Origin of the sequence: Enterococcus sp. DIV1090 (genome assembly GCF_050537975.1) — a bacterium.
Classification (GTDB): domain Bacteria; phylum Bacillota; class Bacilli; order Lactobacillales; family Enterococcaceae; genus Enterococcus; species Enterococcus faecalis.
The window spans coordinates 2,032,805-2,056,508 of record NZ_CP172917.1 but is presented as its reverse complement, the minus strand read 5'-3'; the positions used below and the strand labels follow the sequence as shown (position 1 = coordinate 2,056,508).

24 protein-coding genes are annotated in these 23,704 nt (G+C 37.9%); 22 read left to right on the top strand and 2 right to left on the bottom strand.

Going from position 1 to position 23,704, the window contains the following annotated elements; genetic code table 11:
* The first annotated feature begins 94 nt into the window (after positions 1–94).
* The 10 genes from guaC (at position 95) to thrB (ending at position 10,598) form a co-directional block, all read left to right on the top strand.
* Entirely contained in the window at positions 95–1,072 is a 978-nt protein-coding gene (gene guaC / locus IGL48_RS09920) for a GMP reductase (protein ID WP_002362677.1), read from the top strand.
* A gap of 161 nt (positions 1,073–1,233) precedes the next feature.
* Positions 1,234–1,566: a PadR family transcriptional regulator gene (locus IGL48_RS09915; RefSeq protein WP_002356722.1), complete on the top strand. Its 333-nt coding sequence runs from the start codon at positions 1,234–1,236 to the stop codon at positions 1,564–1,566.
* Complete coding sequence (locus IGL48_RS09910; RefSeq protein WP_002356724.1) at positions 1,563–2,591, top strand: permease prefix domain 1-containing protein; 1,029 nt, start codon at positions 1,563–1,565, stop codon at positions 2,589–2,591. Before IGL48_RS09915 ends, IGL48_RS09910 begins: the two co-directional genes overlap by 4 nt.
* Positions 2,592–2,725: 134 nt before the next feature.
* Entirely contained in the window at positions 2,726–4,177 is a 1,452-nt protein-coding gene (locus tag IGL48_RS09905) for a PLP-dependent aminotransferase family protein (RefSeq protein ID WP_048949444.1), read from the top strand.
* Positions 4,178–4,297: 120 nt separating this feature from the next.
* Entirely contained in the window at positions 4,298–6,022 is a 1,725-nt protein-coding gene (locus tag IGL48_RS09900) for a phospho-sugar mutase (protein ID WP_002356727.1), read from the top strand.
* Between the two features lie 106 nt (positions 6,023–6,128).
* Positions 6,129–6,911, top strand: a complete 783-nt coding sequence (gene proC, locus IGL48_RS09895; protein WP_002398031.1) for a pyrroline-5-carboxylate reductase — start codon at positions 6,129–6,131, stop codon at positions 6,909–6,911.
* Positions 6,912–7,027: 116 nt separating this feature from the next.
* Complete coding sequence (locus IGL48_RS09890; RefSeq protein ID WP_002356730.1) at positions 7,028–7,336, top strand: ArsR/SmtB family transcription factor; 309 nt, start codon at positions 7,028–7,030, stop codon at positions 7,334–7,336.
* A 51-nt stretch (positions 7,337–7,387) separates the two neighbouring features.
* Positions 7,388–8,680, top strand: a complete 1,293-nt coding sequence (locus IGL48_RS09885; protein ID WP_002356731.1) for a homoserine dehydrogenase — start codon at positions 7,388–7,390, stop codon at positions 8,678–8,680.
* Positions 8,681–8,682: 2 nt separating this feature from the next.
* On the top strand, positions 8,683–9,738 hold the full coding sequence (gene thrC / locus IGL48_RS09880; protein ID WP_002356733.1) for a threonine synthase: 1,056 nt from the start codon (positions 8,683–8,685) through the stop codon (positions 9,736–9,738).
* On the top strand, positions 9,735–10,598 hold the full coding sequence (thrB, locus tag IGL48_RS09875; RefSeq protein WP_002364438.1) for a homoserine kinase: 864 nt from the start codon (positions 9,735–9,737) through the stop codon (positions 10,596–10,598). Before thrC ends, thrB begins: the two co-directional genes overlap by 4 nt.
* A gap of 42 nt (positions 10,599–10,640) precedes the next feature.
* Here thrB and IGL48_RS09870 read toward each other — a convergent pair whose 3' ends face one another.
* On the bottom strand, positions 10,641–11,498 hold the full coding sequence (locus IGL48_RS09870; protein ID WP_002389973.1) for a pyruvate, water dikinase regulatory protein: 858 nt from the start codon (positions 11,496–11,498) through the stop codon (positions 10,641–10,643).
* 98 nt (positions 11,499–11,596) lie between these two features.
* On the opposite strand from IGL48_RS09870, the gene IGL48_RS09865 reads away from it, so the two are divergent.
* The 12 genes from IGL48_RS09865 (at position 11,597) to IGL48_RS09810 (ending at position 22,680) form a co-directional block, all read left to right on the top strand.
* Positions 11,597–12,037, top strand: a complete 441-nt coding sequence (locus IGL48_RS09865) for a Fur family transcriptional regulator (RefSeq protein WP_002387080.1) — start codon at positions 11,597–11,599, stop codon at positions 12,035–12,037.
* 165 nt (positions 12,038–12,202) lie between these two features.
* Complete coding sequence (gene rpsU, locus IGL48_RS09860) at positions 12,203–12,379, top strand: 30S ribosomal protein S21 (RefSeq protein WP_002356740.1); 177 nt, start codon at positions 12,203–12,205, stop codon at positions 12,377–12,379.
* 25 nt (positions 12,380–12,404) lie between these two features.
* The gene (locus tag IGL48_RS09855; protein ID WP_002356741.1) at positions 12,405–12,854 is read left to right on the top strand and encodes a GatB/YqeY domain-containing protein; all 450 of its coding nucleotides are present in this window, start codon (positions 12,405–12,407) and stop codon (positions 12,852–12,854) included.
* Positions 12,855–13,096: 242 nt separating this feature from the next.
* A complete protein-coding gene (locus IGL48_RS09850; RefSeq protein ID WP_369810298.1) occupies positions 13,097–14,011 on the top strand; it encodes a PhoH family protein in 915 nt (304 codons plus the stop codon).
* Between the two features lie 28 nt (positions 14,012–14,039).
* Complete coding sequence (locus IGL48_RS09845) at positions 14,040–16,238, top strand: HD family phosphohydrolase (RefSeq protein ID WP_282852647.1); 2,199 nt, start codon at positions 14,040–14,042, stop codon at positions 16,236–16,238.
* Positions 16,238–16,717 (top strand): rRNA maturation RNase YbeY, encoded by a 480-nt coding sequence (gene ybeY / locus IGL48_RS09840; protein WP_002356745.1) that lies wholly within the window; start codon positions 16,238–16,240, stop codon positions 16,715–16,717. The genes IGL48_RS09845 and ybeY overlap by 1 nt, the downstream gene beginning before the upstream one ends.
* Positions 16,701–17,102, top strand: a complete 402-nt coding sequence (locus tag IGL48_RS09835) for a diacylglycerol kinase family protein (protein WP_002382764.1) — start codon at positions 16,701–16,703, stop codon at positions 17,100–17,102. Before ybeY ends, IGL48_RS09835 begins: the two co-directional genes overlap by 17 nt.
* A gap of 13 nt (positions 17,103–17,115) precedes the next feature.
* Positions 17,116–18,018 carry a GTPase Era gene (gene era, locus IGL48_RS09830; protein ID WP_002359745.1) on the top strand — a complete coding sequence of 301 codons (903 nt, stop codon included), beginning with the start codon at positions 17,116–17,118 and terminating at the stop codon, positions 18,016–18,018.
* An 82-nt stretch (positions 18,019–18,100) separates the two neighbouring features.
* Positions 18,101–18,889: a DNA repair protein RecO gene (gene recO / locus IGL48_RS09825; protein WP_002356748.1), complete on the top strand. Its 789-nt coding sequence runs from the start codon at positions 18,101–18,103 to the stop codon at positions 18,887–18,889.
* Positions 18,890–19,454: 565 nt separating this feature from the next.
* Positions 19,455–20,363 carry a glycine--tRNA ligase subunit alpha gene (gene glyQ / locus IGL48_RS09820; RefSeq protein WP_010706545.1) on the top strand — a complete coding sequence of 303 codons (909 nt, stop codon included), beginning with the start codon at positions 19,455–19,457 and terminating at the stop codon, positions 20,361–20,363.
* Position 20,364: 1 nt separating this feature from the next.
* The gene (glyS, locus tag IGL48_RS09815) at positions 20,365–22,449 is read left to right on the top strand and encodes a glycine--tRNA ligase subunit beta (RefSeq protein ID WP_048949443.1); all 2,085 of its coding nucleotides are present in this window, start codon (positions 20,365–20,367) and stop codon (positions 22,447–22,449) included.
* Between the two features lie 39 nt (positions 22,450–22,488).
* Positions 22,489–22,680, top strand: coding sequence for a DNA-directed RNA polymerase subunit alpha C-terminal domain-containing protein (locus IGL48_RS09810; protein WP_048949442.1), 192 nt, complete (start codon positions 22,489–22,491; stop codon positions 22,678–22,680).
* A gap of 33 nt (positions 22,681–22,713) precedes the next feature.
* On the opposite strand, the gene yidC is transcribed toward IGL48_RS09810, so the two are convergent.
* Positions 22,714–23,646 carry a membrane protein insertase YidC gene (gene yidC / locus IGL48_RS09805; protein ID WP_002384232.1) on the bottom strand — a complete coding sequence of 311 codons (933 nt, stop codon included), beginning with the start codon at positions 23,644–23,646 and terminating at the stop codon, positions 22,714–22,716.
* Positions 23,647–23,704: the final 58 nt, after the last annotated feature.

Genomic DNA, 23,704 nt, shown 5'->3' with positions numbered 1-23,704 from the left:
TGTAAATTAACAATGGTGTTTGTAAACACGAACGTTAAATGACCGGATGTTCGGTTTTTACGTTATTTTTGTAAATAACTAGGAGGCAGTAAGTATGAAAGTTTTTGATTATGAAGATGTCCAATTAATTCCCAATAAATGTATCGTGAATAGTCGTTCTGAATGTGATACTACAGTAACTTTAGGAAAACATTCGTTTAAAATGCCTGTCGTTCCAGCGAACATGCAAACAATTATTGATGAAACGATTGCGGAAACCCTTGCTGAAAATGGTTATTTTTATATCATGCATCGGTTTGATGAAGAGGCGCGAGTGCCATTTATTAAAAAAATGCAACAAAAGGGCTTAATCACGTCAATTAGTGTGGGTGTGAAAGAAGGGGAATACGCTTTTGTTGAAACGTTAGCCCGAGAAGGTTTAGTTCCTGACTACGTGACAATTGATATCGCCCATGGTCATTCAAATGCGGTGATTAATATGATTCAACACTTAAAAAAATTTTTACCAGAAACGTTCGTTATTGCGGGCAATGTTGGAACGCCAGAAGCCGTTCGCGAATTAGAAAACGCTGGAGCCGATGCCACCAAAGTGGGGATTGGACCAGGAAAAGTATGTATTACTAAAATTAAGACTGGCTTTGGGACAGGTGGCTGGCAGTTAGCGGCTTTACGTTGGTGTGCCAAAGCTGCTCGGAAACCAATTATTGCAGATGGTGGGATTCGGACCCATGGAGACATTGCAAAATCTGTGCGTTTTGGGGCAACTATGGTCATGATTGGTTCATTATTTGCTGGACATGAAGAATCACCAGGTGAAACAAAAGTGGAAGATGGTGTTGTTTACAAAGAATACTTTGGTAGCGCCTCTGAATTCCAAAAAGGCGAAAAGAAAAACGTTGAAGGGAAAAAAATCTGGTTACGCCATAAAGGGAAGTTGGCAGATACTTTAGTCGAAATGCAACAAGATTTACAATCTTCCATTTCATACGCGGGAGGTCGCGATTTAGAAGCGATTCGTAAAGTTGATTATGTGATTGTAAAAAATTCTATTTTTAATGGTGATACCATTTAAGATTCAACTATAGACTGAAAAGAAGACAGCACGTAGTGCAGAAATTAAAATGATTTCTGCATTACGTGCTTTTTTTACTTTACCTATCGTAGTAATCGTGTTAAGATAATTACAACGACAGACGTAGTACGATAGTTGAAGTACTTGAGGGAGGAATTTATGTGATTGGTAGTGATGCAATTCGAGGATACAACGATACCTTTATTCTCTCAATCTTACAATCCGGCGCTTCATATGGTTATGCGATTTCTAAACGCATTCGTGAAATTTCTAAAGAACAATATTCGATTAAAGAAACGACACTTTATTCTGCTTTTACACGTTTAGAGAAAAATGGCTACATTGAATCATTTCCAGGAGAAGTAACGCATGGCAAAAAGCGGACCTATTATCAAATAACCCATGCAGGAGAGCGTTATTTAGAGGAAAAGTTACTAGAATGGGAAGTAACAAAAGACGTCGTCGAAGCATTTGTAAAGGAGATGGGAAAATGAAAATTATAGAAGAATTTATTGATAGCTTATTTTCAGGTGTTGTTGAAACATCTGAAACAAAACAATTAAAGGCGGACTTATTAGCAAATGCTGAGGATCGTTATGAAGATTTGCTCAGCCAAGGAAAATCGGAAAATGAAGCAATTGGTACAATTATTTCTGAATTTGGTACTATTGATGAATTAATGGAAGAATTGAATTTAGAAAATAAACAAGTGGATGAAACAAACGATTCAATGAACGGTTTGCCAGAAATTTCAGTGGAGGAAGGACTTGACTATTTAGCTGTCCAACGTAAAGGTGCTATTCAAATTGGCCTTGGTGTTGTTGCAATCATGGTGGGTGTTGGCTTGCTGGTTGGTATGCGTGGTGTTCTTTCTAACGGTCTTGGTTTAGTTTGTCTTTTCATAGGTGTGGCAATCGGCGTTCCATTATTTATTGTTGCTGGTAATCGGTTTGTTGCAATGGACAAACAACTGGGGCAACGATTGATTCCGATTAAGTTAAAAAAAGAAGTTGCACAAAGAGAACAAAGTTTTCAACGATCATTTATTTTTTGTATGGCAGCGGGCGTCGTTTTTTGTATTTTGGGTTTAATCCCAGTTGTTGTCTTTAGTAGTGGCCTTCATCTGATGATGCGCCGTTCCATGCATCAAATGATGGGCGGACAATATTATAATGGAACGATGGGGATTAGTTGGCTCTTCTTTTTAGTATCGGTGGGTGTCTTCTTGTTTATATTTGGTGGAGTAATTAAAGGAAGTTTTAATAAATTGCTAAATGAAACTTATTTTTATTCAGAACATGTTGGTCATCCTGATTTTGCCCCTCAACAAACAAAAACAGAGGAAGGACCTGTGGGAAATCCTGTCGGTGCAATTATTGCATCCGTTTATTGGCCCTTAGTTGTTGCACTCTATCTATTTATTAGTTTTGTTTTAGGGGATTGGCGGTTTAGTTGGTTAATCTTTATGTTCGCAGGAATCTTTTATAACACCATCCAAGCATTTTTACACAAACATTGAGACAAACCTGTTAATAGTAAAACAGAAAAGTGGGACATTCGTCAAAACGGCTGTCCCACTTTTCTTGTATTTTCGATTGACAAAAGCATTAAACTGGATTACTTTTAACTCATCCAATTGTTGAGGTGATTGCTATGTGGCAACTTAAAAAAGAACAAAATGTTCCCATTTATCGCAGTATTATGGAAATGATTGTTCAAAAGATTCAAACAGGCGAATTATTACCAGGTGAAAAAATCCCTTCGGAACGTAAACTGGCAGAGTACTTGTCTGTCAATCGTTCAACCGTTGTTCATGCATTAGACGAACTGGTGGACTTAGGCTGGATTGTGCGAAAAAGAGGGAGTGGAACGATTGTCAACGAAGGAAAATGGGGGGTAATGATGACGCCACGAACGGATTGGCATCGTTATTTAGAACAAAATGTGTTCAAACAAGTTCATCCCTTGGTGGCAGAGATTGAGTTACGAGCTAAACAAAATTTGCCGACTGACTTAGATATGTATACAGGCGAGTTGCCGTTAGACTTAATTCCCAGTTTCGATTTTCCAGCATTAAATTGGAAACAATTTTTAAAAGAGGAAGCACAAGATGAATTAGGTTATTTTCCGTTAAGAAAAGAAATCCAAGCCATTACAGCAACGGAATATCAGCTTCATTTACCAAGTGAAAGTTTATTGCTTACTTCAGGTGCGCAACAAGCACTTTTTTTAGTTTTGCAAGTTTTATTGAGACAAGGAGATAGTGTTGCCGTAGAAGATCCATCTTTCTTCTATGCCTTACCAATTTTCCAAGCTGCTGGTGTGCGCTTATTTGGTGTGCCCATGACAGAGGAAGGGATTGATCTTGAAGCGCTAGAACAAACAATCCGACAACATCGCATCAAAATGGTTATGGTTAATCCTTCCTTTCAAAATCCCACTGGGACAGTGATGCCTTTAAGAAAAAGAGAACAGCTCGTGAAAGTTTGTCAAACGTATCAAGTTCCTATTTTAGAAGATGATGTTTTTGGGCAGCTAAGTTTTATCCCGAAAACAGAAATTCCTCCTTTAAAAAAATTAGATCCAGACAATGTCTTGTATATCGGTTCGTTGTCAAAAATTTTAGGTTCGACCACGAAAATTGGTTGGTTAAGTGCGCCCGCCTCCGTGACGAAACAAATTGCAGAAGCCAGAAAAATGATGGATGTTTCGTTGAGTATTTTTCCGCAGATGCTCGCTAAAATGGCGATTGAAGATCCTTCTTTTTCTGAAAAAATTACGTTATTAAATAAACAAGTGGAACAACGAGCAACAGATGTGTATCAAGTATTTAAATCGTTGCCAGAATGGGAAGTTTCGCCAGTAAAAGGCGGCTTTTATTTATGGGCACATTGGCGTCAAGGGGCACTTAAGCCAGAAGAGTGGCAGGTGTTTTTACGAGAAGGTGTTTTGGTAGCACCAAGTGTAGCTTTTAGTGAAAAACGTGGAAGTATTCGTTTGAACTGTTCCCGAATTTCACCAGAAGAAATGCCTCTTTTTTGTGAGCGAATGGGACGGATTACACGACAACTTTCTGAAAATAGACAAACAAAAATAGAACACTAAGTAAGATTTTTCTTATAAAAATCATTTGCTGAGAGAAAACGCTACAACTTCCCTTTTCTAAACGAATATCCAATGCTATACTTAAAAAGTAAAAACAAAAAAACAAATGAGGTGTTTTCCATGTCTTGGGAACAAGTTTACCAACAATGGTTAAATGAAGAAAATATTCCAGAAAATTTAAAAAATGAATTAAAGGACTTAAATACAGACCCTGAAAAATGTGAAGATGCATTTTACGCACCATTAGAATTTGGGACTGCCGGGATGCGCGGGATTTTAGGCGCCGGTATTAATCGGATGAATATCTTTACGGTTCGTCAAGCAACAGAAGGACTTGCACGTTTTATGGATACGCAAGATCCTGAAACAAAACGTCGCGGTGTAGCTATTGCCTATGATTCACGTCATATGTCTCCAGAATTTGCAATGGAAGCAGCTAAAACATTAGCTAAACATGATATTCCTTCTTTTGTGTTTGAAAGCTTACGACCAACACCAGAATTATCTTTTGCGGTCCGTTACTTTAAAGCTTTTGCGGGAATCATGATTACGGCTTCTCACAATCCAGCTGCCTATAATGGTTACAAAGTCTACGGTGAAGACGGTGGTCAAATGCCGCCAGCTGATGCAGATGCATTAACTAAATATGTTCGTAGTATCGAAAATCCTTTGAAAATTGATGTCTTATCAGATGAAGAAGTTGCCCACAGCGGTTTAATTAACATTGTTGGTGAAGAAGTCGATAATGCGTATTTGAAAGAAATTAAAACAGTTACGATTAATCAAGAATTAATTAACGAAATGGGTAAAGAATTAAAATTAGTTTACACTCCCTTACATGGAACTGGGAAAATGTTAGGAGAAAAGGCATTAAAACAAGCCGGTTTTGAAAAATTTGTTTTAGTACCTGAGCAAGCCGTTGCTGATCCTGACTTTACTACAGTTAAGTCACCAAACCCTGAAGAACATTCAGCTTTTGAATACGCGATTCGTTTAGGGGAAAAAGAAGGCGCTGATTTATTGATTGCAACAGATCCAGATGCTGATCGTTTAGGTGCCGCTGTGCGGATGCCAAACGGAGACTACCAAGTATTAACAGGAAATCAATTAGGTTCAATTATGATTCATTATATTTTAGAAGCCCATCAACAAGCAGGCACGTTGCCTCAAAATGCTGCGGTTCTAAAATCAATCGTTTCTAGTGAACTTGCTACAGCGATTGCTGAGAAATATAATACGAAGATGTTTAATGTTTTAACAGGTTTCAAATTTATTGCTGAAAAAATTCAACAATACGAAGAAGACCACAGTCAAACGTTTATGTTTGGTTTTGAAGAAAGTTATGGTTATTTAGTGAAACCTTTTGTTCGTGATAAAGATGCAATTCAAGCGTTAGTTTTATTAGCAGAAGTAGCGGCTTTCTATAAAAAACAAGGAAAAACATTATACGATGGCTTACAAGATATCTTTGAAGAATTTGGTTACTTTGAAGAAAAAACTATTTCCGTAACAATGAGCGGAATTGAAGGCAGCGGTAAAATCAAAGCTTTAATGGCAAAATGTCGTGAACAAGCGCCAACTGAGTTTGCCGGGATTCAAGTTGCTCAAACGGAAGATTTTAAAGAATTAACACGCACTTTTGCAGATGGTCAAACAGAACAATTACAAACGCCTCCTTCTGATGTGCTGAAATATCATTTAGAAGATGGCAGTTGGATTGCTATCCGACCATCAGGAACAGAACCAAAAATTAAATTCTATCTAGCGACAAAAGCAACAAGTAGTTCAGAAGCTTCTGAAAAAATTGCTGCGTTTGAAGCAGTCGTTAATGAATTAACAAAATAAAATAAACGAAACAGGCTGTACGGAAAAAAGTACGAATGTTAGTGTTTGTGTCAAAAGTCAATTAGCTTTTGACACAAACACTTTATTTAACTAAGGAGGGAATGCTATGAAAATTGGCTTTATCGGTGCTGGCAGTATGGGCGGTGCTATGATTAAAGGATTACTGAAAGCTGAGGCAGTCAAGAAGGAACATTTATATGTGAAGGGCGGCTCAAGTGGAACAGCAGAAGCACTTCAAAAAGAGTGGGGCTTTCAACTTGTCACAGATTATGCACTTTTCCAAGAATGTAAGGTTATTTTTATTGCGACAGGAGCAAAGGTCGTGTTACCTGTCCTTCAGGAGTTAGCCTCTCATTTTTCCAACGAAAGTCTATTGATTTCTGTTGCAACAGGTCATACCATACAAGAAGCACAAATGGCTCTTGGCAATAAAGAAGCCAAAGTTGTTCATGCCATTCCTAATACACCAGTTAGCGTGAATCAGGGCGTGATTGGCGTAGCCTTGGCACCAACAATTGAAGGCCAAACGAAGGACCTGGTAATGGAACTTCTTGCTACTTTAGGGTTAGTCAAAGAAATTCGTGAAGCACAACTGGAAACTTTTGGTACTGTGGCTGGTTGCAGTCCAGCTTTTGTTGATATCTTTATGGAAGCATTGGGAGATGCAGCAGTCTTAGAAGGGCTACCAAGGGACTTATCTTATGAAATTGTCGCTCAAATGATAAAAGGAACGGCGACCTTAGCCTTAGACACGAAAAAACACCCAGGAGCATTGAAAGATGAAGTGACTTCTCCAGGAGGAAGTACGATTCGCGGTGTCGTAGCTTTAGAAAAAAATGGCTTCCGTTATGCCGTGATGGATGCAGTTCAGCAAGCCAACCACGAATAGATGAAGAAAGTTGGAAAATCGACAAGTTTGTCATTTTTCCAACTTTCTTTGTGCCATATTTTTCGTAGGAAAGAACAATCGCAGTTCTTATTTTAAAAAACTCTGTGTTATAATGAGTGCAAAGTGAGGCGACTATAATGAAACAAATGGAAGAAATCAAACAAGTAAGTCAATTATATAAAGTATTAAGTGATCCAACACGTTTAAGAATTTTGCTACTTTTAAAAGAAGGCGAGCATAATGTAACGGCGATTAGTGAACAATTGGGAATGGAACAGTCCGCCGTTTCTCATCAACTAAAATTATTAAGAGATAGCCGGGTTGTCAAGGCACGTCGCGAAGGAAAAACGATTTTTTATACATTGGATGATCATCATGTAATAGATATTTTAAATCAGACCTTTGAGCATATTGAACATCGATAAAAAGTAGGAAAAAATAGCGTAACTAGAATAGCGCTGTTGATGGAGGTAAAAATGAAGGATACCTTAAAGATCGGGTTACTAGGATTAGGGACTGTAGGCACTGGCGTTTTAACTCTCTTGAAAGAACATCAAGAGAAAATTTCACAAGTGACAGGAATGAATGTAGTCATTGAAAAAGCATTTGTCCGAAATCTTGAAACGAAACAAGCGCAAGCGGAAGAATACGGTCTTTCTTTAACAACTTCAATTGATGATATTTTAGAAGATAAAGAGATTCAAATCGTTGTGGAATTAATGGGAACCATTGAACCAGCCAAAACGTATATCATGAAAGCTTTAGAAAAGGGCAAACATATTGTGACTGCCAATAAAGATTTACTGGCGCAACATGGGAGTGAATTAGTAGCGTTAGCCCAAAAACATCATTGTGATTTATATTACGAAGCAAGTGTTGCTGGCGGGATTCCTATTTTAAGAACAATTGCTAATAGCTTAGCGGCAGACAATATTCAACAAGTTTTAGGGATTGTGAACGGTACGACGAATTATATGCTTACGCAAATGGTTTCTGCTGATAAAAGTTATGAAGAAGCTTTAGCAGAAGCGCAAGCGTTGGGCTTTGCTGAAGCGGATCCGACAAATGATGTCGATGGAATTGACGCAGCCTATAAAATGGTTATTTTAAGTCAATTTGCTTTTGGGATGAATGTTTCATTACCACAAGTTGATATTCGTGGAATTCGCGGATTGTCTTTAGATGATGTCGCCATGGCTAAACAACTGGGGTATGAAATCAAATTGATTGGCTCTGCTGAACAAAATGAGAATAGTATCTCGGTGGAAGTGGCGCCTATGCTAGTCAATCAAAAGCATCCTATTGCATCTGTTCGGAATGAGTACAATGCAGTATTTATAAAAAGTGCAGGCGTGGGGGAATCAATGTATTACGGTCCAGGAGCTGGCGCTAAACCGACAGCAACCAGTGTGGTCAGTGATTTAATTACGATTGCTAAAAACATTCGCTTGGCAACGACTGGCCATATGTTCAATTCGTATCAACATAAAACCCAATTGACGAGTTCCGAAAATGTATTTGGACAGTACTATTTTTCATTAGATGTTCCAGATACACCAGGACAATTTTTGCAGTTGACGCAATTAATGACTAAAGCAGAAGTCAGCTTTGATCAATTAGTTCAACAGAAATCAGATGGACAGCGAGCAAGAATTGTTGCCATTACACACCAGATATCAAAAGCACAAATGCAACAAGTTGTGACAGCTATTCAAAATACGGAAGCCTTTCAGTTATTAAATGTAATGAAGGTTATAGGAGATGAGTAAACATGTATGAAGGTTTGTTAAAACAGTATCAAGCGTATTTGCCCGTAACAGAAAAAACACCAATGATTTCTTTAGCCGAAGGAAATACGCCACTGATTCCTTTACCTAATTTATCCAAAGAATTAGGTATTCAATTATATGGAAAATACGAAGGCTTAAATCCCACCGGCTCATTCAAAGATCGCGGGATGGTGATGGCTGTAGCAAAAGCGGTAGAAGAAGGTGCCAAAGCGATTGTTTGTGCTTCTACAGGAAATACTAGTGCCGCCGCTGCTGCGTATGCCACAAGAGCAGGCATTAAAGCGTATGTAGTGATTCCAGAAGGGAAAATCGCACTGGGAAAATTGGCGCAAGCTATTATGTATGGGGCAGACATTATTTCGATTCCAGGTAACTTTGATGAAGCATTAAAAGCGGTGCGAGAGATTGCGAAAACTGAGGCAGTTGCGCTAGTTAATTCAGTGAATCCTTATCGCTTAGAAGGGCAAAAGACAGCAGCTTTTGAAGTTTGTGAACAATTAGGTCAAGCGCCCGATGTCTTAGCGATTCCAGTTGGAAATGCCGGCAATATTTCCGCTTACTGGAAAGGCTTTAAAGAATGGCATGAAAAACAAGGAACAACTTTACCAAGAATGCATGGTTTTGAAGCAGAAGGTGCCGCAGCGATCGTGAAAGGCCAAGTGATTGAGCAACCTGAAACCGTGGCAACAGCGATCCGGATTGGAAATCCTGCTAGTTGGCAACTAGCAGAACAGGCACGGGATGAATCCGGTGGTTTCATTGATGCCGTGACAGATCAAGAAATTTTAACGGCTTACCGAAAAATTGCTGCTCAAGATGGGGTTTTCATTGAACCTGGTTCGGCTGCTTCATTAGCTGGAGTTATTCAACATGTTAAAAGCGGTAAAATCAAAGCAGGTGAAACCGTCGTGGCAGTCTTTACTGGTAACGGACTGAAAGATCCTGATACAGCAATGGAGACAGAAGTAGCTATTTCAAAAATGAGTGACGTGGAAGAAATGCGTCTGCACTTACGAAAAGGAGTCGCAACACTATGAAAATAAGAGTACCTGCCACTAGTGCCAACTTAGGACCTGGCTTTGATTCATGTGGCATTGCATTATCCGCTTATTTAACAATCAACGTTTTAGGTGAAAGTGAATTTTGGGAAATTCAACATACTTTGGGAGAAGAGATTCCTACTAATGAAGAGAATTTATTAATTCAAACGGCATTGAAAATTGCACCAGAATTAACACCAAAAGTTATTCGGATGGTTTCTGACATTCCCCTTGCAAGAGGACTAGGCAGTAGCTCAAGTGTGATTGTAGCAGGCATTGAATTAGCTAACCGACTAGCACATTTAAATTTGTCCCCTAAAGAAAAAGTTCGTTTGGCCACAGAGATGGAAGGACATCCGGATAATGTTGCCCCTGCTATTTTAGGAGATTTCGTGGTGGCTAGCCATGTAGAAAACCAAGTCTACCATGTCAAACATCATTTTCCAATGTGTGATGTCATTGCATTTATTCCAGAGGAACCGTTATTTACCGAAAAAAGTCGCGCTGTTTTGCCCGAAAAATTGACTTATAAAGAAGCGGTCGCGGCCAGCTCAATTGCCAATGTTATGATTGCCGCAATTTTAAACGGGGATTTACCTTTAGCAGGCAAAATGATGGAACAAGATAAATGGCATGAAACGTATCGTCGTTCATTGGTTCCTCACTTAAAAGAAATTCGTCGTTTAACTCAGCAAAGAGGTGCTTATGGCTCTTTCTTAAGCGGTGCTGGTCCAACTGTGCTAATCTTGTCGCCAGAAGAACGAACCAACGAAATTGTTCAAAGTTTGGAGAAATTATCTACCAAAGCGAGCATCCAAATTTTCAATATTGATCAAGAAGGCGTTCAAGTCTTTTAAAAAAAACGAGAAAAAATCACTAGTGATTTTTTCTCGTTTTTTTTAATCCTCGGCTGTTTCCGTGGAATAATAGCTATGATCTTCTAAGTTCAAAGCATTAAGAATCATTGAGGCAGTTTCTTCAATTGAAAGAGAAGCGACATCAATAACGATACAACCTAATTTTTGATAAAGATCATTAGCAAAAGCCAGTTCTCGCCGAATTTTTTCAATATCTGAATAAGAAGTATTTTCAGGCAATCCATATGCGCGCATTCGTTCTTTACGAATCCCGTTTAAAACATTGGGATCATTGGTTAAGCCAACAATTTTTTTAGGGTCCATTTCGAATAATTGTTTCGGTAAATGTGCTTCAGGAATTAGTGGCAAATTAGCAACTTTTAAGTTCTTGTTGGCTAAAAAGAGACTTAGCGGTGTTTTAGAAGTTCGGGAAACGCCAAGAAGTAACACATCCGCTTCTAAAAAGCCTCGTGGGTCCTTGCCATCGTCATATTTGACAGCAAATTCCATTGCTTCAATTCGTTTAAAATAATTTTCATTCAGATGATGTAAGGCACCAGGTTCTCGCATGGGTGCGACACCTGTTAATCGTTCGATTTCCGCAACTGGTGGTGTCAAAATGTCAAAATGGAACAATTGATGCTCATTGAAAAATTGATTAGCAATCGCCACGAGATGATCATTAATAATAGTATGCAGTACCATGGCCTCTGCTTTTTTGGCATCTTCTAACGCTTGCACCAGTTTATCTTCGTCTTTAACGAATGTTCGTCTAATCAAAGTAAAATCAACAGTGGGGTACTGGGCCATTGAAGCAGCCGCCAATTTTGAAGCGGTCTCGCCAGCAGAATCTGAGATGACAAAAATCGTCACACATTTTTTTTCTTCAGAAATAGTCATAGAGGGTAAGTCCTTTCTTGCATTTTTAATAATTTTATTATACCATAAGTCCAGAATCTATTTCGTAATGATTCTGATTTAGGTTGGTGAGGGAGGAAATGGCGATGGCACCAGTAAAAACCAATATTGAACAAGCCTTAGAAACCATGAAAGCCAGTGGATTAAAATATACTAAAAAACGAGAATTACTGATGAGCTATTTGATTAAGCGAAATCGGTATGTTTCTGCACGTGAAGTGTATGAATTTATGAATGAAACCTTTAAAGGAGTCAGTTATGATACGGTTTATCGTAACTTGCATGACTTTGAGCGCTTAGAATTGCTGGAAAAAACAGAATTAAATGGCGAACAAAAGTTTCGCTTCCGTTGTTGCCAAGAGGTGGAACATCACCATCACTTTATTTGTACGGTTTGTGGCAAAACGGAAGAAATTCACATGTGTCCGATGAATTTTTTTGAAGAACAGTTAAAAGGTTGTTCAATTGAAGGACATCGTTTTGAAATACTTGGTCGTTGTGCCGATTGTTGCGAAAAATAGCGAATAAGACGAAAAATCAAACAAAAATTTCGTATTTTATCAGTAGAGTGGTTGACGGTTATTTATGCTTTAGCTATAATATAACAAGGACAGTATTTTAATTTGTGGGTTTTTCCCACAAATAAGAAAAACGGTTACTTTTTAAGCTCGGAGGGAGGGAATAACATGTCAAAAACAGTCGTTCGTAAAAACGAATCTCTTGATGATGCTCTTCGTCGCTTCAAACGTTCCGTTTCAAAAGCGGGTACTTTACAAGAATCACGTAAACGTGAATTCTACGAAAAACCAAGTGTAAAGCGTAAGAAAAAATCTGAAGCAGCTAGAAAACGTAAAAAATTCTAGTTTTGAATGAATTGGAGTTGGTGGTATGTCATTGCTAACCACATTGAATGACGACATTAAAACAGCGATGAAAGCTAAAGACAAAGAAACTTTAGCCGTACTTCGTATGTTAAAGACTGCCATTCAAAATGATCAGATTAAAGCGGGCCGTGAATTGAACGGAGAAGAAGAACTCACTGTATTGTCTCGTGAGATGAAACAGAGAAAAGATTCTTTATCAGAGTTTGAAAAGGCGGGACGCGACGATCTTGTTGAAAAAGTAAAAGTTGAAATAGCAATTGTTGAAAAATATATGCCTCAACAACTAACGGAGGAAGAAATTCGTCAACTAGTTCAAGAGGTAATGACGCAAACTGGCGCCACTTCACCAAAAGATTTTGGTAAAGTGATGGGCGCTATGATGCCGAAAGTCAAAGGCAAAGCCGATGGCAACCAAGTTAACGCAATTGTGAAAGAATTATTACAAGAAAACTAAGAGCGTTATCGAAACTAGGACAGGATACTGTCCTAGTTTTTTTATGCAAAGAGAAAACCGGTAGCTTTTTACGGTTTTCTCTTTTTTGACTTTCAAAGTCAAATCAGGTACGACTTCTTTTTAAACAGATAAGAATGTGGTATCATTGTAAAGGACTATATAATAAAGGAGATGGACGTTTTTTGACAGATAATCAGTCAAAATCTTTGGAATTAATACTTACTGATTCTGATGATGCACACATGCTTTTAGGAACACATGATAAACATATCAAATTTTTAGAAGAGAATACCCACGTAACGATTAATAGTCGTGGCGAAGTTATTCAGTTAATTGGCGAATCATCAGAGGTAGAGTTAGTCGCTTCCGTGTTAAGAGCGCTACAAACATTAATTCAACGAGGCATCAAAGTGCATACGCCAGATGTCGTTTCTGCTTTAAAAATGGCCAAAGCTGGAAATTTAGAGGCGTTTATTGCCATGTATGAAGAAGAAATTATGAAGGACCATCATGGTCGGGCCATCCGAATTAAGAATGTTGGTCAAAAAAAATATATCGATGCAGTTAAAACTCATGACGTCATTTTCGGGGTGGGACCTGCAGGGACAGGAAAAACCTTTTTAGCCGTGGTGATGGCAGTAGCAGCTTTAAAAAAAGGCGAAGTACAAAAAATTATTTTAACTCGTCCAGCGGTGGAAGCTGGCGAAAGCTTGGGCTTTTTACCAGGTGACTTAAAAGAAAAAGTCGATCCTTATTTACGTCCAGTTTACGATGCTTTGTATCAAATTTTTGGTATGGATCATACAAATCGTTTAATGGAACGCGGCGTTATTGAAATTGCCCCGCTTGCTTATATGCGTGGTCGTACATTGGATGATGCTTTTGTCATTTTAGATGAAGCACAAAATACCACGGTTGCCCAAATGAAAATGTTTTTAACTCGTTTAGGGTTTAGTTCAAAAATGATTGTTAATGGAGATACTAGTCAGATTGACTTGCCACGTGGTGTAACAAGTGGTTTAGTTAACGCCGAGCGTACGTTAAAAGACATTGAAAAAATTGCCTTTGTAAATTTTGAAGCCAGTGACGTTGTGCGTCATCCGGTTGTAGCACAAATTATTCAAGCCTATGAAAAAGAACAACAAAAGCATTCCTAAGCAGTTAGGGAAGGAGTGAAAGTACCTTTTGAAAAAAGTACTTACAAAGTTAGGGGATCGTTTAGGTAAAGCCTATTTACCTATTTTATTAGCCGTTTTTTCTCTTCTTTTATTTATGATTATGTTTGGCAGTGTCCATCAGAAAAGAGTAGAAATTAAAGAAGGTCAACTGGCCGAGAAAACTATTCGTGCAAATAAAAATATCGAGAATACCTACGAAACAGAACAAAGAAAAAAATTGGCAGCAGAAGCTGTCACACCCGAATATATTTATCAAGAAGATACGGCATCTGTCCAACATAATCGTATTGATAAATTATTTAAATTGATTGATTCTGCGAATGAAAAAGTAGACAAAGAGTATAGCAACAAGCAAGCGAAGGCCAAAAAGGAAGAAACGATTCCTGCGCCGACCGTGGAAGAACGAGTAGCTAGCTTAAAGTCATTGTTTGAATCTTTACCGCAAGATGAAGTTACGTTTTATCAAAGTTTTCCTAATGTTTTTTATCAAACAATCTTTACATTAACCTCTGAGCAATTAGATAAGGTTCGTTCAGAAAGTTTGATGTTGGTGGATGATGCGATGCAAAATCACGTTCGAGAATCTGATTTGGATAAAATTCGCCAAGAAGCTAACGGTAAAATTCAATACTTAGACATTACGAGTACCATGCAACAAGTCATTCGTTACATTGTTAACCAAGGGATTGTGGTAAACGATATTGCCAATGAAAAACGAACAGAAGAGCTACGCCAAAAAGCGATGAATGCTGTTCAACCCGCAATGATTTATCAAGGCGAAATTATTGTTCGTGAAGGTACTCAAATTGATGCAAAAGCGGTCGAAAAACTTGAGTTACTAGGAATGACTAGTCAAAATACGTCTATTTTTCCGATGGTGGCATTAGCATTAGCTATTTTACTTCAAGTTGAAGTGTTGATTTTCTTTACAAAACAAGTGACTGAGCCTTGGCGACAACGCTCGTTTATTATCTTTTACACGGGTGCTATGCTAATCAGTGTTATTTTAATGAAATTCTTCCAGATTTTCCAAACAGAGCAGTTGATGTATATTCCCTTGTTCTATCCAGCAGCCTTTGCGCCGCTGATTCTAAATCATTTTGTGAATCGTCGTTCAGGGATAATCGCTGCCATTTTCCAAGTCGTTTTTGCGTTATTTATCTTTTATAATTCTATTGGCACAAACTCGTTGACGGTTATTCTGATTATGTACTTATTCTCAGGATTTCTAGCAACAGTTGTTAAACGAAAACGGATGAGTGAGCAAGTTTTCCCAGCTTTAATGTGGGTAGTGGTCTTTCCTGTTTTCATGGCGGTTGTCTTAATGATTTATCAAGGGATGAGTTTAACAGATGGTAAAACGTGGACAGCTTTAATTTGTGCAAGTGCAGGAACGGTACTTTCATTTTTAGCAACAATGGGCTTGCATCCGTATATCGAATTATTAGTGACCGATGATAGTATGATTGTCTTGAATGAATTAAGTAATCCGAACCATCCGTTGTTAAAACAACTGTTAGAAGAAGCGCCAGGTACCTATCATCATAGCATGATGGTGGCTAGTTTGAGCGCTAACGCTGTTGCTGAGATTGGCGGGCGGTCGCTATTAACACGAGTTGCTTGTTATTACCATGACATTGGTAAAATTAAACACGCCAATTTCTTTGTGGAAAACTTACCTGCTGGTGCAGAAAATCCACATAACTTTTTATTACCAGAAGATAGTAAACAAATTATTTTTGGCCACGTAATTGATGGCGCCAAAATTTTAGAAGAGTACAATATGCCGCAAATGGTGATTGACATTTGTCGACAACATCATGGCACAACATTGATGAAATTTTTCTATGTGAAAGCAAAAGAACGCAATCCTGAAATTAAAGAATCCGACTTCCGTTATCCTGGGCCACGTCCACAAACACGAGAAGCAGGGATTGTGAGTATTGCTGATACCTGTGAGGCTGCTGTGCGGGCGATGGATCATCCCACCAACGAAAAAATTCAAGCCTTTGTGCATAATGTGATTCAAGATAGAATTTCAGATGGCCAATTAGATGAATGCGGGTTAACGATGAAAGAGATTCGCATCATTGAAAAATCATTAATTAATGGATTGTGCAGTACCTTCCATTCACGGATTAAGTATCCAAAAATGAAAGCTGAAGCAGAAGAAATGAAAGATGAACAAGAAAAGAGAGATGACTAATGGATATTACTTTCATTGATGAAACCGAGAAAGTACCAACAGAAGAAATCAAAGAAATCGAAAACTTGCTGCAATTTGCAGCGGGTTTTCTAGAAATTGCCGAAGATACGGAGATGTCGGTGACTTTTACAGATAACGCAGGTATCCAAGTGATTAATCGTGACTATCGGGGCAAAGATATGCCTACAGATGTCATCAGTTTTGCTTTAGAGGATGAAGGGGAAGACGAATTGCCAATTATTTTTGATGATGAAGAGTTGGCAGAGCTACCACGTAATCTAGGTGATTTAATTATTTCAACAGAGCGAGCAGCAGAACAAGCAGTTGAATATGGGCACACATTGGAACGAGAAATGGGCTTTTTGGCAGTACATGGCTTTTTACATTTGAATGGGTACGATCATATGGAACCTGAAGATGAAAAAGAAATGTTTGGTTTACAGAAAGAGATTTTAGATGCGTATGGCCTTAAAAGATGAGCAAACAGGAAAAAATAAACATTTTATTAATTCATTAGAATTTGCTTGGCAAGGAATCAAAACAGTTTTTCGAGAAGAACGTAATATGCGCAAACATGTGGCGTTTGGTGTCACGGCCATTGTGTTTGGTTTCTTGTTTTCCTTAACACTTGCTGAATGGCTGTGGTTGTTATTGGCCGTTTTTCTTGTCTGGTTGGCAGAAATTATCAACACAATTTTTGAAAATGTCGTAGATATGTTTACGGATTTTCACTTTCATCCAATCGGAAAAAAAGTTAAAGACATGGCCGCAGGAGCTGTTTTATTAACAGCCGGTTTCGCAGTGCTAGTAGGACTAATTCTATTTGTACCAAAAATTTTACAAATCATTCAAATGTGGAAATAAGAGGAGAAATACAATGACAACTGAACATAAATCTGGTTTTGTAGCCATTGTCGGCAGACCAAATGTTGGAAAATCAACATTGTTAAATCGAATTGTCGGCCAAAAAATTGCAATTATGAGTGACAAAGCACAAACAACTCGTAATAAGATTCAAGGAATTTATACAATTCCTGAAGCACAAATTGTTTTTATCGATACTCCAGGGATTCACAAACCTAAACACCGCTTAGGCGATTTCATGGTGGAAAGTGCCTATAATGCGATGCGTGAAGTAGATGCTACTTTATTCATGGTAAGTGCTGATCAAAAACGCGGGAAAGGTGACGACTTTATTATTGAACGATTGAAAAATAATAATAGTCCAGTCTACTTGATTATTAATAAAATTGACAAAGTCCATCCAGATGATTTATTGAGTATTATTGAAGACTATTCGAAACAAATGGACTTTAAAGAAATTATTCCCATTTCTGCCACTGAAGGAAATAATTTTGAGCATTTGATGGATGTTCTCGTTGAGCAAATGCCAGAAGGACCACAATATTTCCCTGATGACCAAATTACGGATCATCCAGAATATTTTATCGTTTCTGAATTAATTCGTGAAAAGGTGTTACTTTTAACAAGAGATGAGATTCCTCATTCTGTCGCTGTCGTTGTGGACTCAATGAAACGGGATGAAAACGATAAAGTCCATGTCCAAGCAACCATTATTGTGGAACGGGACAGTCAAAAAGGTATCATTATTGGCAAAGGCGGAAAAATGCTGAAACAAATTGGTACCAAGGCGCGTCAAGATATTGAATATTTATTAGATGACAAAGTGTATTTGGAGCTGTGGGTAAAAGTCCAAAAAGACTGGCGTGACAAAAAAATCTATTTACAAGATTTTGGTTATCGCAAAGAAGAATATTAAGAAAGTAGTGTTTGGGAAGCGAGTGTATAAACGAACTTTCCAAACACTACACTAATTTACATAAGAAATGGAAGTGAATTGAATGGCATTAGGGGAGACCAAAGGCATTATTTTATTTACGAAGGATTTTAAAGAGAAGGATAAACTCGTCAAAATTTTTACAGAATCCTATGGAAAATTGATGTTTTTTGTGAAAGGCGCGCATCGAAAAAATAATCCTCTTTTGCCAGCGATTCTGCCATTTACAGAAGCCGTCTACATCGGAAATTTTAGAGAAGAAGGCTTATCTTTTCTCAATAGCAGCAAAGAAGTTCAACCTTTTCGAAACATTCAACAAGACATATTTATTAACGCATATGGAACATATATTTTAAACTTAGTCGATGCAGCAATTGAAGATCAGCACTATGATCCGAACTTATTTCAATTTACCCACATGGCATTATCCGCTTTAAATGAGCAAAAAGATCCGGAAATCATTACAAATATTTTTGAAATTCAATTGTTAGAACGGTTTGGTGTACGACCAGAATGGCATCATTGTGTGGCTTGTGGCGAAACACAAGGGAAATTTGACTACTCTTCAAAGTATAGCGGTGTGCTTTGTGAAAAACATTGGCATTTAGATGAACAGCGCTACCATGCAGATCCTAGAGCAATTCATTTTATTCGCTTATTTGCGCAAGTCTCCTATGAAAAAGTCCAAAACATTCAAGTAAAAGAAGAAACTAAGAAGAGTATTCGAGAAACGATTGATATGTTATACGATGAATATGTTGGTTTGCACTTAAAAAGTAAAAAATTTATTGATCAAATGAAAACGTGGGAAAATACGTTAAAAATTCCGCCACGAAAGAAGGAAGAAAAATAAACATAAACAAGCAGACGTTTTTCTAAAAAAAATTTGACAACTTCCCTCAGACACCGTATTATGATAGAGAAGTTAAATACGTACGAAGAAAAAGAGAAGTAAAAAGAACCCTCTGTTAAGCGAATCTGGGAGAGTGGGAGCCAGAAACACGGAACTTTTGAAAGGCACTTTGGAGTACGACAAACGAAGCTGCCGATGAACACATCGGAAGTAGGGTGGAACCGCGATAATTATTCGTCCCTATGTCTATTAATAGGCATGGGGACTTTTTGCATGTTCCTCACTGCGACTGACACAAAGTGTCAGAGCAGATGTGGAACAGCACAAGGTGACCAAAGGGAACGTTGTAACCGAATAAAAAAAAGCAAACAGTTAACACCAAAAGAAAAAATAGTAACGTTTATTCAAAAAAGCTCAATTGGCGCAAAGGCGACAGAGTAGATGATGAACAGCATAAAAATTATCCCATTCTACAAAATTGTTTCTCTGTAGCCCTTTTTAAATTTACATTCCCGAAGCAAAGCCAATCCCTATGTCTATAAAAAATATTCCAAGGAGGAAAACAATGAAAAACAAGTTAACCGTACAAGAAATGATTTTAACTTTACAAAAATTTTGGTCATCTAATGGCTGTATGTTAATGCAAGCCTATGATACAGAAAAGGGAGCCGGCACCATGAGTCCTTACACGTTTTTACGTGCCATTGGACCTGAACCATGGAATGCTGCCTACGTAGAACCTTCTCGTCGTCCAGCTGATGGACGCTATGGTGAAAATCCGAACCGTCTATACCAACATCATCAATTCCAAGTTGTAATGAAGCCTTCTCCTGAAAATATCCAAGAACTTTATCTAGAAAGTTTGAAATTATTAGGAATTGATCCATTAGAACATGACATTCGTTTTGTAGAAGATAACTGGGAAAATCCTTCAATGGGCTGTGCTGGTTTAGGTTGGGAAGTTTGGTTAGATGGCATGGAAATTACCCAATTTACGTATTTCCAACAAGTTGGCGGCTTACAATGTCATCCTGTCACTTCTGAAATTACTTACGGGTTAGAACGCTTGGCATCATATATCCAAGAAGTCGAAAGTGTCTATGATCTAGAATGGACACAAGGCGTTAAATATGGTGAAATTTTTGTGCAACCTGAATATGAACATTCAAAATATTCCTTTGAAATTAGTAACCAAGAAATGCTTTTAGAAAACTTTGACAAATTTGAAAAAGAAGCTAAACGCTGTATTGAAGAAAGTTTAGTTCATCCAGCCTATGATTATATTTTAAAATGTAGCCATACATTCAATTTATTAGATGCTCGCGGTGCTGTCTCTGTAACGGAACGTGCAGGATATTTAGCCCGCATTCGGAATATGGCTCGTTCCGTAGCGAAAATTTTTGTGGCTGAACGTGAAAAATTAGGGTTCCCATTATTAAATAAAGACCAACACGTATCCAAGGAGGCAGAATAACATGGCAAAAGATTTATTATTAGAAATTGGCTTAGAAGAAATGCCCGCACATGTTGTCACACCAAGCCGTATCCAACTTGAAGAAAAAGTAATCAAATTTTTAGATGAACATCATTTAGACTATGAAACAGTGCAATCCTTTGCCACACCTCGTCGTTTAGCCGTGAAAGTAACTGCGATTCCTGAAAAACAAGCGGATGTTGAAGAAGAAGTAAAAGGTCCAGCGAAAAAGATTGCTTTAGATGCTGAAGGAAATTGGTCAAAAGCTGCACAAGGTTTTGTACGCGGCCAAGGAGTTACAACTGAGGACATTGTTTTCAAAGAATTAAATGGTGTCGAATATGTCTATGTGACGAAGTTTACCAAAGGCCAAAGTGCCAAAGAGGTATTAACAAAATTAAATGACGTGATTACAAGTCTAACTTTCCCGGTAACAATGCACTGGGCAAACTATGATTTCGAATATATTCGTCCAATTCACTGGATTGTGGCACTACTTGATGATGAAGTAATTCCTTTCAAAGTGTTAGACGTGACAACAGGGCAAACTTCTCGTGGCCACCGTTTCTTGGGAGACGATGTGACGTTCCAACATGCTAATGAATATGAAGCAAAATTAAAAGAACAATTTGTAGTGGTTCAACCGAATGAACGGAAACAAATGATTGTTGATCAAGCGAACGCTCTCGCTGCAGAAAAAAATTGGCAGTTAGCTTTAGATGAAGAGTTATTGGAAGAAGTTACGAATTTAGTGGAATATCCAACTGCATTTGTAGGCAGTTTTGATGAAAAATATTTATCTGTTCCAGATGAAGTATTAGTGACTTCTATGAAAGAACACCAACGTTACTTTGAAGTTCGTAACGACCAAGGCTTATTAATGCCGCATTTTATCGCTGTTCGCAATGGGGATAATGTTCACCTTGAAAACGTGATTAAAGGAAATGAAAAAGTGTTAATTGCTCGTTTAGAAGATGCAGAATTCTTTTATAATGAAGATAAAAAATTAACGATTGAAGCATGTGTTGAAAAACTAAAAAATGTGACTTTCCATGAAAAGATTGGCTCAATTTATGAAAAAATGCAACGGGTTGCTCTAATTGCACAAATCATTGGTCGAAAAGTTGGCTTATCTGAGGAGGAATTGGAAGATTTAAAACGTGCCTCTGAAATTTATAAATTTGACTTAGTAACAAATATGGTTGGTGAATTCCCAGAATTACAAGGAATTATGGGAGAAAAATATGCCTTATTACAAGGCGAAAAACCAGCCGTAGCAACGGCGATTCGAGAACATTATCTACCAACTTCCAGTGAAGGTGAATTGCCAGAAACAGCAATCGGGGCTGTTTTAGCCTTAGCCGATAAGCTTGACAGCGTCTTTTCATTCTTCTCAGTTGGTATGATTCCAACAGGTTCTAACGATCCTTATGCACTTCGTCGTCAAACCTATGGCGTTATCCGAATTATTGAAGATAAAGGCTGGACCTTCCCATTAGTTCAATTACAAACAGAAGTTGATGAAGCAGTGAATCAAGATGTTGAGAAATATGGCGTTTTACTAAACGAAGGACAAGCAGAAGTCGTTGAATTTGTGAAAGCTCGCTTACGTCAATTATTAATGACGAAAAATGTTCGCCATGACATTATCGATGCAGTGGTGTCTGCTGAGCAAGCCGATTTATCGAAATTATTTGCTTCAGCGAATATTTTAAAAAGCCGTTTTGAAGATCAAGATTTTAAACCATCAATGGAAGCCTTAACGCGTGTTATTAATTTAGCGAAAAAAGGTCAAGAACTTTTAGGTGATACTGAAGAAGGGATTGATCCAAGTCTGTTTGAAAATAAGGCAGAAAATGAACTGTATCAAGCGGTTAACGATTTATCTGAAGCTTTTGCGACACGCACGATTGCAGAAAACTATGAAGCATTAGTAAATCTACGTCCGTTAATTGATGCGTACTTCAATGAAACGATGGTTATGGTTGAGGATGAAAAAGTCAAACAAAACCGATTAAAACAATTAATGCAAATTGCTAAAATGGCGTTATCAATTGCTAGCCTAGATTTATTAATTGTAAAATAAAAAGCGCTGTTTTTCGACCGCTAAGGAGGAACCGACAGCATGCTAGAAACAACATTTGAACAAATTTTAACACAATTATCAAAGCCAGCTGTTCGTGCGCTAACGAATGAAAAAATCAACAGTGTGGATGAACTCTACGCACGAGGCCGAAAAGCGTTACTTTCGTTGCATGGCTTTGGTCCAAAGTCTATTCGAACTATTGAAGAGATGACTGGGAAAGAATTGAAGTAAAAAAAGGATCGCCGTTTAGAGGCGATCCTTTTTTTATTTACGTTTTTGTTTTCCAGCATTGCGACCTTTATTGCCGTTTGCTTTTGGTTGGTTCGTTTTTTGCGTTGCTTTGTTTGTTTCTTTTGGTGTCACATCCTTAATAGGAGTAACCACTTGTTTTGGTGGGTTATTTTTCAATTCTTCTTGTACTTGTTTTTTAATTCTTGGACGTAAGAGGATATTTGTGATGGCAGATTGAATACATGTGAAAATACCACCAACTACCCAGTAAAGCGCTACGCCTGCAGGTGAGCTAAAGGACATGAAAACAATCATTAATGGTGAAACAATCAGCATTGATTTCATTGTTTTCTTTTGTTCTTCAGGAATACCAATCATTGAAATATAACCTTGAGCTAAATAGGCTAAACCAGCTAATGCCACTAAAATCATATTTGGTTGCCCTAAATTCATTCCTAAGAAGCTTGCCGTGGCAATACCTTTTGTATAACGAGCAGCAAAGAACAGAGAAGAGAAAATAGGCATTTGAATTAATAAAGGCAAACAACCAATTCCGCCAACCATACTCACATTGTTTTCTTTATAAATCTTTTGTAGTTCTGCTTGTGCGGCCATTTGCTCTTCACGCGTACTTGCTTGTTTCATTTTTGCTTGTGCAACATCCACTTGGGGTTTGATTGCTTGCATTTTTTCCGTTTGGATAAAGCTTTTTTTCGATTGATGTAAGCCTAACGGTAAAATAATGATCCGTACAATAATGGTGATAAAAATAATCGCCCAACCATAGTTCCAATTAAAGTTATCGACAAGATAAGTAATTGCATTACTCATCGGTAAAACAAGGAAGTTATAGACAAAACCTTCACCAGTTGGTTGTCCATCTGCTCCTGTTTTCACACAGCCTGATAAAAACATTACTAAAAATAGTAAGCCAGAGCCGTAAAGCCATCGGTTTAATTTACGCATGTAATTCGGTCCTTTTCTAAAAAATTTTTACATGGTTAACTATACTTGAAACAGCGCT

What these genes read in the sequence shown, in the direction of transcription:
- IGL48_RS09905 (WP_048949444.1), top strand. Translation starts at nt 2,726, where the DNA reads ATGTGGCAACTTAAAAAAGAACAAAATGTTCCCATTTATCGCAGTATT.
- IGL48_RS09910 (WP_002356724.1), top strand. Translation starts at nt 1,563, where the DNA reads ATGAAAATTATAGAAGAATTTATTGATAGCTTATTTTCAGGTGTTGTT.
- IGL48_RS09865 (WP_002387080.1), top strand. Translation starts at nt 11,597, where the DNA reads ATGGCGATGGCACCAGTAAAAACCAATATTGAACAAGCCTTAGAAACC.
- guaC (WP_002362677.1), top strand. Translation starts at nt 95, where the DNA reads ATGAAAGTTTTTGATTATGAAGATGTCCAATTAATTCCCAATAAATGT.
- IGL48_RS09870 (WP_002389973.1), bottom strand. Translation starts at nt 11,498, where the DNA reads ATGACTATTTCTGAAGAAAAAAAATGTGTGACGATTTTTGTCATCTCA.
- yidC (WP_002384232.1), bottom strand. Translation starts at nt 23,646, where the DNA reads ATGCGTAAATTAAACCGATGGCTTTACGGCTCTGGCTTACTATTTTTA.
- IGL48_RS09885 (WP_002356731.1), top strand. Translation starts at nt 7,388, where the DNA reads ATGAAGGATACCTTAAAGATCGGGTTACTAGGATTAGGGACTGTAGGC.
- proC (WP_002398031.1), top strand. Translation starts at nt 6,129, where the DNA reads ATGAAAATTGGCTTTATCGGTGCTGGCAGTATGGGCGGTGCTATGATT.
- thrC (WP_002356733.1), top strand. Translation starts at nt 8,683, where the DNA reads ATGTATGAAGGTTTGTTAAAACAGTATCAAGCGTATTTGCCCGTAACA.
- rpsU (WP_002356740.1), top strand. Translation starts at nt 12,203, where the DNA reads ATGTCAAAAACAGTCGTTCGTAAAAACGAATCTCTTGATGATGCTCTT.
- glyS (WP_048949443.1), top strand. Translation starts at nt 20,365, where the DNA reads ATGGCAAAAGATTTATTATTAGAAATTGGCTTAGAAGAAATGCCCGCA.
- IGL48_RS09835 (WP_002382764.1), top strand. Translation starts at nt 16,701, where the DNA reads ATGGCCTTAAAAGATGAGCAAACAGGAAAAAATAAACATTTTATTAAT.
- ybeY (WP_002356745.1), top strand. Translation starts at nt 16,238, where the DNA reads ATGGATATTACTTTCATTGATGAAACCGAGAAAGTACCAACAGAAGAA.
- recO (WP_002356748.1), top strand. Translation starts at nt 18,101, where the DNA reads ATGGCATTAGGGGAGACCAAAGGCATTATTTTATTTACGAAGGATTTT.
- IGL48_RS09850 (WP_369810298.1), top strand. Translation starts at nt 13,097, where the DNA reads ATGCTTTTAGGAACACATGATAAACATATCAAATTTTTAGAAGAGAAT.
- IGL48_RS09810 (WP_048949442.1), top strand. Translation starts at nt 22,489, where the DNA reads ATGCTAGAAACAACATTTGAACAAATTTTAACACAATTATCAAAGCCA.
- glyQ (WP_010706545.1), top strand. Translation starts at nt 19,455, where the DNA reads ATGAAAAACAAGTTAACCGTACAAGAAATGATTTTAACTTTACAAAAA.
- era (WP_002359745.1), top strand. Translation starts at nt 17,116, where the DNA reads ATGACAACTGAACATAAATCTGGTTTTGTAGCCATTGTCGGCAGACCA.
- thrB (WP_002364438.1), top strand. Translation starts at nt 9,735, where the DNA reads ATGAAAATAAGAGTACCTGCCACTAGTGCCAACTTAGGACCTGGCTTT.
- IGL48_RS09900 (WP_002356727.1), top strand. Translation starts at nt 4,298, where the DNA reads ATGTCTTGGGAACAAGTTTACCAACAATGGTTAAATGAAGAAAATATT.
- IGL48_RS09855 (WP_002356741.1), top strand. Translation starts at nt 12,405, where the DNA reads ATGTCATTGCTAACCACATTGAATGACGACATTAAAACAGCGATGAAA.